Below are 12,931 nucleotides of genomic sequence, written 5' to 3'. Positions count from 1 at the left end.
CAACATACACTCAATAATTTATTCGAAAATTTCAGTCATTTCGCATAAAAAACTCAAAATCTTAAAATTTTGTAAAATTATTGTAACAAAATTTCGAAATTGCACACCAATTAAGCAAATCAAAATAATTATTAATTTTTATGAAAAAATCTTTAATGGCTTTGGGTTCACTTCTAATGCTTGGCGGAGTTGCTTCAGCTCAAAAAGTGGCATTCGAAGAATACAATTTAGACAATGGCCTTCATGTTATCCTTCACCAGGATAAATCGGCTCCGGTTATCATTACTTCGGTAATGTATCACGTAGGTTCTAAAGATGAAAATCCTGAAAGAACAGGTTTCGCTCACTTTTTTGAACACTTACTGTTTGAAGGAACAGAAAACATCAAACGTGGTGACTGGTTTAAAATAGTTACTGCAAACGGTGGTAACAATAATGCTAACACGTCTGACGACAGAACGTATTACTATGAGGTTTTCCCTTCTAACAACCTTGAGCTTGCTATCTGGATGGAATCTGAAAGGATGCTTCACCCGGTAATCAACCAAATAGGTGTTGACACCCAGAATGAAGTTGTTAAAGAAGAGAAAAGGCTTCGTATAGACAATCAGCCTTATGGAAATCTTATCGCAGAGGTTAAGAGAAACATGTTCAAAGTGCATCCTTACCGTTGGGCAACTATCGGTTCTATGGATCACCTTGATGCAGCTACTCTTGAGGAGTTCCAGGCTTTCAATAAAAAATTCTACATTCCTAACAATGCTGTACTTGTAGTAGCGGGAGATTTTGACCCTGCTCAGGCAAAACAATGGGTAAACCAATACTTCAGCAAAGTTCCTAAAGGAACGCCGGTAACGCGTCAGAAATTTGAAGAAAAACCAATTACTGAGGCTTTCAAGGCTACTTACGAGGATCCAAACGTACAGCTTCCGATGGTAGTTACTGCTTACAGGACTCCATCTATGAAAACTAAAGATGCTAAAGTTCTTGATATGATCTCTTCTATCCTTACAGGTGGAAAAAGCTCAAGGATGTATAAAAAAATCGTGGATGAGAAGAAAATGGCCCTTCAGATAGGTGCTTTCAACTACAGCCAGGAAGATTACGGATTATATATAGTTTATGGTATCCCAATGCAAGGCTTTACTGCTGCTGATATCATGAAAGAAGCTGATGCTGAGATCGTGAAACTTCAGACAGAGCTTATCTCTGAAAGAGAATTTCAAAAACTACAGAATGAGATCGAAAGCAACTATGTAAGCAGCAACTCAAGCGTTGAGGGAATTGCTGAAAACCTTGCTACTTTCTACCTTCTGTATGGCGATGTTAACCTTATCAATACAGAGATCGACATTTACCGTTCTATCACTAGAGAAGATATCAGGGAAGTTGCTAAAAAATACCTTAACCCTAATCAACGTTTAACGTTAGACTACGTAGGCGCTAAAGACAAAGCACAAAACTAAGCATTGAAAAATATCATGAAAAAAGTTATTTATATTCTAGCCGGCGTATTGTTATCACTTAATATGCACGGACAAGTTATACCCCAGCCAAAACCGGGACCCGCTCCTAAAGTTAATGTGGGTAAACCTGAAACTTTCTCTCTTAAGAACGGACTTAAAGTTCTTGTTGTAGAAAACCACAAACTACCAACTGTATCTTACACACTTACACTTGACAATGCTCCATATGCAGAAGGCAGTAAAAAAGGTGTATCTGACATGACTGCATCCCTAATGGGTAGCGGAACTAAAAAAATGTCTAAAGATGCTTTTAACGAAGAAGTAGACTTTTTAGGCGCAAGCATCGGTTTCGGATCGCAATCAGCTTACGGAAGCGGACTTTCTAAATATTCTAACAGAATATTAGAACTTATGGCTGACGGAGCTCTTAACCCTGTATTTACTCAGGAAGAGTTTGACAAACAAAAAGCTCTGATTCTTGAGAATCTTAAGTCTGACGAGAAAAGCGCTTCTGCTATTGCAGGAAGAGTTGGTGGTGTATTGGTTTATGGTAAAGACCACCCTGCAGGTGAATACCTTAGTGAAGAAACACTTAACAATGTAACTCTTGCTGACGTTAAAGCTAACTACGAAAGCTACTTTGTACCGGGTAACGGTTACCTTGTTGTTGTAGGTGACGTTAAACTGAAAGATGTTAAGAAACAGGTTGAAAAACTATTCGGTTCATGGAAACCTGCTAAAGCTCCAAATGTATCTTACAGCGACCCTAAAGATGTTCAGTACACTCAAATCAACTTTGTTGATGTACCAAACGCAGTACAGTCTGAGATTTCTGTAGTAAATGTTACTAACCTGAAGATGACTGACAAAGAATACTTCGCTACACTTCTTGCTAACCAGATCTTAGGTGGCGGTGGAGAAGGAAGACTTTTCCTTAACCTTCGTGAGGCTCACGGATGGACTTACGGAGCTTACTCTTCTGTACGCGGTAACAAATATGTTGGTGAATTCTCTTCTTCAACTTCTGTAAGGAACACAGTTACTGACAGTGCTGTTGTAGAGATATTCAATGAGCTTAAGAAAATGAGGACTGACCTTGTTTCTGCTGAAGACCTTAAAAATGCTAAAGCTAAATATGTAGGTAGCTTTGTAATGAACATGGAGAAACCGGGAACTATTGCCCGTTATGCTCTTACAACAGAAACTCAGGGTCTTCCTGCAGATTTTTACGAAAACTATATCAAAAACATAAATGCAGTAACTGCTGAGGACATCAAAAAAGCGGCTAACCGTTTCTTCCTTACTGAAAACGCACGTATCGTTATTGTAGGTAAAGCTGCAGATGTACTTCCTGGCCTTGAAAAAAGCAAGATCCCTGTATTCTACTTTGACAAATATGGTAAGCCAGCTGAAAAACCGGCTGTAAACAAACCGATTCCTGCAGGTGTAACTGCTAAATCAGTACTTGACAACTACATTAAAGCAGTAGGTGGCGAGAAAGCACTTAGTGCAGTAAAATCACTTTCAGTTAAAGCTTCAGGAAGTATACAAGGCATGACTCTTGAAGTTTCAAGAAAAGTAACTTCTGACAACAAACTTGCAGAAACTATGAGTGCAATGGGTCAGACAGGAAAAAGAGTATTTAATGGTGCGACTGGCTACCAATCTGGACAAGGTCAGAAAATTGATTTTGAAGCAGACGACATTGCTGACGCAAAAAAATACAGCTTCCCTTTCCCTGAGTTAAAACTAAGAGACAATAAAGACCTTAAACTAAAAGGTATCGAAGAATTTAACGGAGCTGAAGCTTATGCACTTGTAGATGGTACAAATACCTTTTACTATGATGTAAAAACAGGCCTTAAATTAGGTAAGTCTGAATCTATGGAAGTTCCGGGCGGACAGTCTGTAGTTGTTACAACTCCATACAGCGATTACCGTGATATCAAAGGAATTAAAGTTCCTTATAAATCTTCTCTAAACATAGGTATAGAAGTTGAGCTTACAGTATCAGAGGTTAAAATCAATGAAGGTGTAACACCTGCTGATTTCCAATAATATTATTTTGATTTCATAGAGAAAGGCTGCCCGGTGGGCAGCCTTTCTTGTTTTATCATAATTATGAACACCGGATACTGATCCTATTTCCTCGCCGAAAAATAAACCCCAACCAATATTATTGCTGCTCCCAATCCCTGAACAAGCGTCAACGATTCTCCATCCAGCAATCCCCAGCCGAATGCTACGATTGGTATCAGGTAAGTAACAGATGAAGAAAAAATAGGCGATGACATCTGGATAAGCCTGAAGAAAACAATATTGGCAATACCTGTACCTACTATCGCCAGTATACCAATAAACATCATTGACCGGTGTGTTTGTGGCAGCGTGGCAATGTCAAAAAATCCTGAAAAGCACAACACCACAATTGCAGGAACGAGCATCACAGTAAAGTTTCCGGTACTGATTGTAAGCGGCGTGAGGTCTGAGAGGTATTTTTTTATCAGGTTTACATTTGTTGCATAACATATCGACGCCACAATTACAAAGAGTGCATAGTAATAGTTTTGGTTCGGATTGTTAATCGCTCCGTTATAGATTAGCAGCACGCAGCCAACAAGGCCTATTACAACCCCTATGAGCTGCCTGCGCTGAAAACTTAACCCAAATACCGTTGCACCTAATATCAGCGTGTTAAGCGGCGTGAGCGAGTTTAATATCGCACTCACAGAACTATTGATCTGCATTTGCGCAATCGAGAACAGAAAAGCCGGCAGGAATGTCCCCATTAAGGCGGTTAGTGCAATGTACTTCCATTGTCCCTGCGGAATATTTTTTAAAGTCCTGAAACCTATGATAAGCAGGAAGACTGCACAGAAAATGATGCGAAGTGAACCCAACTGAAAGGGATTGAGCCCTTCAAGTCCCCGTTTTATAAGTATGAAAGAGCTTCCCCATATAAGCGAAAGAATGGCAAGTAGGTACCATTTGAGGTGTTTTGATTGCATATTGATGATTTTGATTCAAAATTCCAACATAATAATCGGCATTGCAAACCGTTTTTACATAAATTTGTAAACTCTTTTAAAAGAACAGTTTAAACTTAATACATAATATACAATGAATCTTGTAAAGAAACTTTCATTTTTCGCTCTGGCTGCTTTATTGTTTGCAAGCTGCAAAGACACTTCTAAAGACGGTAACCTTGAAACTCCTGCTGAAGGAACAGTAACTGACACCACTCAGGTAAAAGAAACTGCCGCTAACGAAACCACTACATTTAAGATTGACGGTATGACATGCCCTCAGGGATGTGCAAAAGTTATCGAGAGCAAACTTGCCGGCATGGAAGGTGTAGATAAAGCTACAGTTGACTTTGACACTAAAACTGCTACTGTAACTTTTGACAATGCAAAACAGACTCCTGAGAAATTTGTTGAGACTGTAGAGCACATTGCTGATGGTGCTTACAAAGTATCTGATGTTAAGAACTCTGGCGACAAAGCTTACTTCTCTCTAGACCAGGAGAAAGAAAAAAAGGCTGATAAAAAAGCGAAGAAAGCAGACAAAAAATCGAAAGATGCTTCTTGCTCTTCAGACGCTAAAGCTTCATGCGGAGCTGGCGAGAAAAAAGGCGGATGCTGCGCTGCAGGCAAAAAAACCGAAAAAGGAACAATGTAATTTTACATTAGATAATAAACAAAAATCCCCTCACACAATGAGGGGATTTTTTATTTTGCACCGGTTATGGTGTTATAGAGCAATACCGCTTTACCATCAGTCAGAGTCGAAACAAAATGGCAGATATGAAGCAGCCTGTCATAAAGGCTCATCTTTTCGGTTATGAATTTCTCCGGCATTAATTTAAGGACAAGATTATCATAGTTGCTTGCCGAACCATCAAACTTGTTATTATAAGCAGTACAGAAAGTGTCTAGTAGCGTATTGATAATACGGTAGCCTATTACTTCCTTCTCTACCACTTCCCTGCTCTGGTAAATGTTCTTTACGCTTATTTTGATTATATCATTCATCTGTGCCGTATACCTGCCCTTATCGGTAAGTGCATACGGGTATTCGCCTTTTAATATCGCCTCCTCATTTTCGATGAATACTTCAACCGCATCGTTTATAAGGCTGCCTATAGCCAGCGCACGCAGGTAACTGATGCGATCTTCTTTAGTAACAAGTGATTTGTATTTTTCAACATGAACATTATCCTTCACCAGTTTTATCAGGTATTCAAGCGCATAATCTTCAGAGATCACGCCCAGATTGATACCGTCTTCAAAGTCAATGATGGTATAACAAATATCATCTGCAGCCTCTACAAGATAAGCCAACGGATGCCTTTCATAACCAATATCATTTCCGGTTTTATTAGGGATCAGGCCAAGTTCATTGGCTACTTCCTGAAAGAAGTGCGCATCACTCTGAAAGAAGCCATACTTCTTATCGGCAATATTTGCTGTAGGTTTTTTTGGCAAAGACTCTTTAGGATATTTCATGAATGCACCAAGGGTAGCATACGAAAGACGAAGTCCTCCTTCTATCCCCGGACGCGTTGCAGTAAGCAGGCTAAATCCGTTCGCATTACCCTCAAAATCCACAATGTCCTGCCATTCTTTATCAGTAAGCTGGTCTTTGTATAACTGCCCTTTTCCAGTCTTGAAATATTCGCCTATGGCTTTCTCTCCCGAATGTCCAAATGGCGGATTACCAATATCGTGCGATAATGCCGCTGCAGCAACAATAGCTCCAAAATCGTTCATCTGGTAGCCATGCACTTCCTGCAGGTACGGATGCTTCTCTATAATCTTTTTACCTACAAGCCTGCCCAGCGAACGGCCTACAACCGACACTTCCAAACTGTGCGTAAGGCGTGTATGTACAAAGTCGGTTTTAGAAAGCGGAATAACCTGTGTCTTATCCTGAAGGCTCCTGAAAGCCGACGAAAATATGATACGGTCATAATCTACCTCAAAACCCAAACGGGTATCGTCCTGTTCTTTGCGCAATCTTTTGCTTGTATCGCCCTGTCTTTTTAGCGACAGCAGCTGTTCCCATTGCATCATATCTTATTGCAGATTTATGATTTTAGATTTCTAAAACAAAATATTTAATTTATTCCCGATTTTGCCAGTTCTGCCTGAATAATATTGTGCTTCACCTGCGTAAACACTTCCGTTTTTGCTTCGGCAAACGAGATATCATATTTGCGTTCTATTTTTGTGAATTCCGAAGGGTATTTCGTCAGCAGCCTGTCATAATAGTTATCAAGGACTTCTTTTCCAGGCGATGTAAATTCGAGCCTTAGCTCAAAACGACGGATAAGCGCCTCATCGATAGCTTCAATCTGATTGGTTGCTGCGATCAATACCGAGTTTGACGGAAAATTATCAATCAGCTGGAGAATTGCATTTACCACACGCCTCATTTCGCTGCTGTCACGGCTATCATGTTCACGCACCTGACCCAAGGTGTCAAATTCGTCAAAAAACAGCACAGCATCGTGATAACTTACCTCTTTGAACAGTGTAGCGACATTCTTGGCAGTTTCTCCAAGCTTAGACGAGACAATAGATGCCAGGTTAACCACAATAAGTTTCCTGTCCAATACTTTGGCAATGGCTTTTGCCGTCATGGTCTTACCACAACCGGTCTTGCCATACAACAGCATCTTATTGTTTACCGGCAGCTCATACTTATCCAGAATATCACGAAACTGGTATTCTTTCAGAAATTGTTCTATCTGGCCGGCCACACCCTCATTAAAGACAACATCTTTAATATCAACCTCGCTCCTGTCTGTAAAAAATAATCCGTTCAAGGGAAAATGTTTTTAATTACTTATTTCTTCAGGTTGAACAAAAAGAAATCGCGCGACTTCTTAGGGTATTGTTCATAGCTCTTATCGCTTGGATTATCAATAACCGACTTGATCGTTATCTTGTCTCCAATCTTAAAGCTTTTTTCTACATGCTGATAATCCAGCAGGTATTCGCCGCAAAAGTAATTACCGTTTTCGTCTTTTTCTATCAGTCCTGAATGAACTCCTTTTTTATCTTTACTCATTGCTATTATTTTCTTCGTTATTTCCTATATCATTTAAATCTTTTGCCGGTTTGGCATCTCTATATTGCGCTATATCCACAACCAATGTTTTAGAGAGCCCGTCATGCAAACCTATGGGGCGTCTTCCAAAAAACGTTATAAATTCCAGGGGTATCAGCCTGCATAATGTCCTTATAAATATCCGGTTACTCTCCGGACGCGTACCATCCCTGTTAACCACCATGGTATTGGTTACATACTTACCTAATGTACGCATGCTCAATGTTTCAAAAAGCCCATAGTATGCAATATTTATTCCCAGCCCGAGCAGCGTATATTTAATATTACCTAACACAGGTGGACCTACCAAAAAGCCCTCGTTACCATAGACCCCATGTAAAAAATCACCGCCTTTAGCAATAGCCATCTGCAAAAGTGTTGTTACTATACTGTCTATGATAAAATTTATAAACCGCTTGTTTCCGGCCGCAAGCATGTCTTGCGTTATTTCAACTGGTTTTTGCATATTAAGCCTGTTCAATCTCTATTCCTATCTGGTCAAATGAATTTTGCACATTCAACGCTTGTTTATATTTTTTAATATCTACTACATAAGTATTAGATGCACTATCATGCCAGCCTCTTGGGTATGTCCCTAAAAAACTAAAAGCTTCAATCCAGAAAATACGGCAAAGTGAGCGGCCTATTATACTTTTAACAGCGGGCTTGATCCCATTTTCACTAACTACAATTGTACCAGTGATGAATTTACCTAATGTTCTCTGCATCGTAATTTCCATTACCATATAGTAAGCCATCATAAATGCCAGCCAAAGTACATTATAATCTCCATCCGTAAAATTTGCCATCCATTCCCCTAACCCGCTAAAACCAAGCGCAGAAAGAATCAGTATAAAAACCATGAACAAAACAGCTAATATTATAACTGCACAAAAATCTATAACAACATTAAAAAACCTCTTGTACCTTGGCACAAACATATCCTGAGTTAATGTTACTGACTCCATAAAAGTTAGATTGGTTAGAAAACAAAAATAAGGAGCAATTTGCTCCTTATCCTATTTTTGTAATAAATATTTTCTATTAAGATCCGCACATCTCGCAATCTTCAGGATCAGCAGTCCTTGAGCGCTCAAGCATAGCCTGGAATTCGCTCACTGCAATTGGCTGAACATCTTCAGCAGCTACTGCTATTGCAGCAGATTTTGGAGCAGCTGCTTCAGTCGGAAGTTCTTCAACTTTTTTATCGTTGTTAAGTGTAAACTTGATAGCATCAACTGCACTCTTCGTTCTTAGGTAGTACATACCTGTTTTCAGGCCGCTCTGCCATGCATAGAAGTGCATTGACGTAAGTTTAGAAAAGGTAGCACCTTCCATAAACAGGTTAAGCGATTGTGACTGGTCTACAAAATAACCCCTTTGGCGTGACATGTCAATAATGTCTTTCATACTCATCTCCCAAACCGTTTTGTACAGCTCTTTGATGTCCTGAGGAATAATATCAATATCCTGTACAGATCCATTAGCTCTCATAATCTCCTGTTTAAGGTTCTCATTCCATAAGCCAAGGTTTACAAGATCTTCAAGAAGATGTTTGTTCACAACGATAAACTCGCCTGAAAGTACCCTTCTTGTGTATATGTTAGATGTATAAGGCTCAAACGCTTCGTTGTTACCTAATATCTGCGATGTAGATGCCGTAGGCATTGGAGCCATCAATAGGGAGTTCCTTACACCGTGCTCCATAACTTCTTTACGAAGCGAAGCCCAATCCCAACGTCCGCTAAGGTCGCCATCGTTTAGACCCCAAAGGTTGTACTGGAATTCACCCTGAGAAATTGGCGATCCCTGGAAGCTTGAGTATGGACCTTCTTCTTTTGCCAGTTCCATAGAAGCAGTAACAGCAGCAAAGTAGATTGTCTCGAATATCTCCTGGTTAAGCGCTTTAGCCTCATCGCTTGTAAATGGCATACGTAGCAGGATAAATGCATCTGCAAGACCCTGAACACCCAATCCTACCGGACGGTGGCGCATGTTAGAGTTCTCTGCTTCCTGAACAGGATAATAATTCCTGTCAATAACTTTATTAAGGTTGCGTGTTATACGCTTAGTAACCTGGTGTAAGAACTCGTGGTTAAACTTACCGTTCTCCACAAACATTGGTAGTGATATCGAAGCAAGGTTACATACAGCAATCTCATCTGCCGATGTATACTCCATGATCTCAGTACAAAGGTTTGAAGAGCGGATAGTACCAAGGTTCTTCTGGTTTGATTTTCTGTTAGCCGCGTCTTTGTAAAGCATGTACGGAAGCCCTGTCTCAATTTGAGATTCAAGTATCTTCTCCCAAAGATCACGTGCTTTGATTGTTTTTCTTCCTTTATCTTCCGCCTCATACTTAAGGTACATTGTGTCGAACTCATCACTATGCACGTCATAAAGACCCGGGCATTCGTTAGGACACATCAGTGTCCATGTGCTGTTTTCCTGAACACGCTTCATGAAAAGATCTGGAATCCACATAGCAAGGAACAAGTCACGAGCTCTCATTTCCTCTTTACCATGGTTTTTTCTCAGGTCAAGGAAATCAAAAATATCAGCATGCCATGGCTCGATGTAAACCGCAAAGCTTCCTTTACGTTTACCTCCACCCTGGTCTACATAGCGCGCAGTATCGTTAAATACACGAAGCATAGGCACGATACCGTTAGATGTTCCGTTCGTTCCGCGGATGTAAGAACCTGTAGCCCTTACATTGTGAATAGATAGCCCGATACCTCCGGCAGACTGCGATATCTTAGCAGTGCTTCTCAGCGTATCATAAATACCATCGATACTGTCATCTTTCATAGAAAGAAGGAAACACGACGACATTTGTGGCTTAGGCGTACCCGCGTTGAACAACGTAGGTGTGGCGTGGGTAAAGAATTTTTTAGACATCAGCTCATAGGTCTCTATGGCCGAAGCAATATCGTTTAGGTGGATACCAACAGATACACGCATAAGCATGTGCTGTGGCCTTTCCACTATTTGCCCGTTAATTTTCAACAGGTAAGATCGCTCAAGGGTCTTGAACCCAAAGTAATCATAATTAAAATCCCTGTTATATATGATCGTCGAATCAAGCACCTCGGCATTAGCCATAATAGCCTCATAAACCTCATCAGACAAAAGAGGAGACTCCTGCCCTGTTCTTGGGTTTACATAGTGGTACATATCGTTCATCGTTTCAGAGAACGACTTTTTAGTATTCTTATGCAGGTTCGACACCGCGATACGGGCAGCAAGCTGCGCATAATCAGGGTGAGTAATTGTCATAGACGCAGCAGTTTCTGCCGCAAGGTTATCAAGTTCTGATGTGGTTACACCATCATACAGTCCTTCAATAACACGCATTGCCACCTTAACAGGATCTACCAGTTCATTCAGTTCATAGCACAGTTTCCTTACGCGATCGGTAATTTTGTCAAACATTACCGGCTCTTTTCTTCCGTCTCTTTTAACTACATACATATGGCAATAAATTTTAGGTTAATAATCAGCACGCCGTAGCGTACTCATTCGGTATAGATGGTTGTTTTTTTTTGTTATTTATTAAAAGTCAGCATCAAAAGTAATTTCCTGAGAATCACCTTCATTTTTGATTACTCCGGCTTTTTGATATTCTGAAACCCTTTTTTCAAAGAAGTTCGTTTTACCCTGAAGTGAGATCATATCCATAAAATCAAACGGGTTACCCACGTTATATTGTCTCTCACAACCCAATTCAACAAGAAGCCTGTCCGTCACAAACTCCAGGTATTGCGTCATCAACACAGCATTCATACCTATAAGGCTCACCGGAAGCGACTCGGTAATAAACTCCCTTTCGATAGAAAGTGCATCAATAAGAATTTCTTTTATTCTGTCTTTAGGCACCTTATTTACAAGGTGGTGGTTATGCAAATGCACAGCAAAATCACAGTGAACACCTTCATCACGCGAAATTAATTCGTTAGAGAAGGTAAGCCCCGGCATAAGACCACGTTTTTTTAGCCAGTATATAGAACAGAACGCTCCCGAAAAGAAGATCCCCTCTACCGCTGCAAAAGCGATAAGCCTTTCGGCAAATGAATCCGACTCTATCCATTTAAGTGCCCAGTCTGCTTTTTTCTTAATGGCAGGAAAAACTTCAAGTGCACGGAAAAGCTGATCTTTCTCTGTCTCATCCTTTACATACGTATCGATAAGAAGCGAATAGGTCTCACTATGAATGTTCTCCATCATGATCTGGAAACCATAGAAAAACTTAGCTTCGGCGTACTGCACTTCATTCACGAAGTTTTCAGCAAGATTTTCGTTTACAATACCGTCAGATGCAGCAAAAAACGCAAGAATGTGCTTGATAAAATATTTCTCATCTTCACTAAGCTTCGTATTCCAGTCGTTAAGATCCTGGTGAAGGTCGATTTCTTCCGCCGTCCAGAAACTAGCCTCCATTTTTTTGTACCAATCCCATATATCGTGGTGCTTTATAGGGAAGATCACAAAACGGTTTTTATTTTCCTGTAGTATCGGTTCGATTGCAGACATATTGCTTTGACTTTTATGGTATTATAAAATAGATATTCTTACTGTAAGAAGTAGTACAAAGATTGGCATTTGAAACAAAAAATGAAAGTCAAACTTATTCACAATTGGACATAGTTTTTAACAACCGCTCTTTTTCCTACAAAGACAATAATTTAACACAACGCATTGATTAATAACACATTGGCAATTATAAATATACAGAAAAATTATTTAGAAATAGTCTAAAAACAGGTGTTTTTAAAGGGTTTAACGGCGTTTTTGCACCGGATTTTCCTTTAGCTCTTCAGCCACCTTTTCAAGCTCTGTGTACCAGTCGGCACCAAACCTTCTTACAAGTGCTTCTTTTACGAATTTGTATACCGGCACCTCAAGTTCTTTTCCAAGCGAGCAGGCATCACTGCATATATCCCACTTGTCGTAGTTAACAGCAGCAAATTCTGTAAAGTCTTTAACACGTATAGGATATAAATGGCATGAAACCGGTTTTTTCCAATCAACAAGACCCTGATTATAGGCTTGTTCGATACCGCAAAGCGCAGTTTTTCCGTCAAAAATTACGTAAGCACAATCTTTATTATCGATAAGAGGCGTTTCAAGTTCGCCATCAGTCCCTGTTACCCATGTTCCCTGAGCTTCAATTGCAGCAACACCCTCTTTTCTCAAAAAAGGTTTTACTTTAGGATATATGGCTTCCAGAATCCTGGTTTCCTCTTCATTAAGCGGTGCACCCGCATCTCCATCTACACAGCAAGCCCCTTTGCAAGCCGAAAGATTGCAAACAAACTCCTTTTCCAGTATGTCTTCAGACACTATTGTTT

At 40.1% G+C, this 12,931-nt stretch carries 12 protein-coding genes; 3 read left to right on the top strand and 9 right to left on the bottom strand.

The features are described from left to right. The first annotated feature begins 140 nt into the window (after positions 1-140). Positions 141-1,466, top strand: a complete 1,326-nt coding sequence (locus ACX0HA_RS16090) for a M16 family metallopeptidase (protein ID WP_458846327.1) — start codon at positions 141-143, stop codon at positions 1,464-1,466. Between the two features lie 15 nt (positions 1,467-1,481). Further along, complete coding sequence (locus tag ACX0HA_RS16085; protein ID WP_458846326.1) at positions 1,482-3,524, top strand: M16 family metallopeptidase; 2,043 nt, start codon at positions 1,482-1,484, stop codon at positions 3,522-3,524. A gap of 83 nt (positions 3,525-3,607) precedes the next feature. Here the strand turns inward: ACX0HA_RS16085 and ACX0HA_RS16080 are convergent, their stop codons facing one another. Continuing rightward, positions 3,608-4,474 (bottom strand): DMT family transporter, encoded by an 867-nt coding sequence (locus ACX0HA_RS16080; protein WP_458846325.1) that lies wholly within the window; start codon positions 4,472-4,474, stop codon positions 3,608-3,610. A gap of 112 nt (positions 4,475-4,586) precedes the next feature. Here ACX0HA_RS16080 and ACX0HA_RS16075 point away from each other — a divergent pair, with 112 nt between their 5' ends. After that, entirely contained in the window at positions 4,587-5,147 is a 561-nt protein-coding gene (locus ACX0HA_RS16075; RefSeq protein ID WP_458846324.1) for a heavy-metal-associated domain-containing protein, read from the top strand. A gap of 50 nt (positions 5,148-5,197) precedes the next feature. Here ACX0HA_RS16075 and ACX0HA_RS16070 read toward each other — a convergent pair whose 3' ends face one another. The 8 genes from ACX0HA_RS16070 to ACX0HA_RS16035 form a co-directional block, all read right to left on the bottom strand. Continuing rightward, positions 5,198-6,538 carry a deoxyguanosinetriphosphate triphosphohydrolase gene (locus ACX0HA_RS16070; protein WP_458846357.1) on the bottom strand — a complete coding sequence of 447 codons (1,341 nt, stop codon included), beginning with the start codon at positions 6,536-6,538 and terminating at the stop codon, positions 5,198-5,200. 47 nt (positions 6,539-6,585) lie between these two features. Then, positions 6,586-7,296 carry an AAA family ATPase gene (locus tag ACX0HA_RS16065; protein WP_458846323.1) on the bottom strand — a complete coding sequence of 237 codons (711 nt, stop codon included), beginning with the start codon at positions 7,294-7,296 and terminating at the stop codon, positions 6,586-6,588. Positions 7,297-7,316: 20 nt separating this feature from the next. Continuing rightward, positions 7,317-7,541, bottom strand: a complete 225-nt coding sequence (locus ACX0HA_RS16060; protein ID WP_458846322.1) for a hypothetical protein — start codon at positions 7,539-7,541, stop codon at positions 7,317-7,319. Then, positions 7,534-8,046 carry an RDD family protein gene (locus ACX0HA_RS16055; RefSeq protein ID WP_458846321.1) on the bottom strand — a complete coding sequence of 171 codons (513 nt, stop codon included), beginning with the start codon at positions 8,044-8,046 and terminating at the stop codon, positions 7,534-7,536. The genes ACX0HA_RS16060 and ACX0HA_RS16055 overlap by 8 nt, the downstream gene beginning before the upstream one ends. A 1-nt stretch (position 8,047) precedes the next feature. Beyond that, positions 8,048-8,548, bottom strand: coding sequence for an RDD family protein (locus ACX0HA_RS16050; RefSeq protein WP_458846320.1), 501 nt, complete (start codon positions 8,546-8,548; stop codon positions 8,048-8,050). Positions 8,549-8,624: 76 nt separating this feature from the next. Then, positions 8,625-11,054 (bottom strand): ribonucleoside-diphosphate reductase subunit alpha, encoded by a 2,430-nt coding sequence (locus tag ACX0HA_RS16045; RefSeq protein WP_458846319.1) that lies wholly within the window; start codon positions 11,052-11,054, stop codon positions 8,625-8,627. 81 nt (positions 11,055-11,135) lie between these two features. Beyond that, positions 11,136-12,113, bottom strand: a complete 978-nt coding sequence (locus tag ACX0HA_RS16040) for a ribonucleotide-diphosphate reductase subunit beta (protein WP_458846318.1) — start codon at positions 12,111-12,113, stop codon at positions 11,136-11,138. 246 nt (positions 12,114-12,359) lie between these two features. Continuing rightward, the coding region (locus tag ACX0HA_RS16035; RefSeq protein WP_458846317.1) for a DUF3109 family protein at positions 12,360-12,931 on the bottom strand (572 nt) is incomplete at its 5' end.

This window comes from Flavobacterium hauense, from assembly GCF_054457175.1.
Note: the sequence above shows the minus strand (reverse complement) of the source record. Positions and strands in the feature narration are given on the sequence as shown.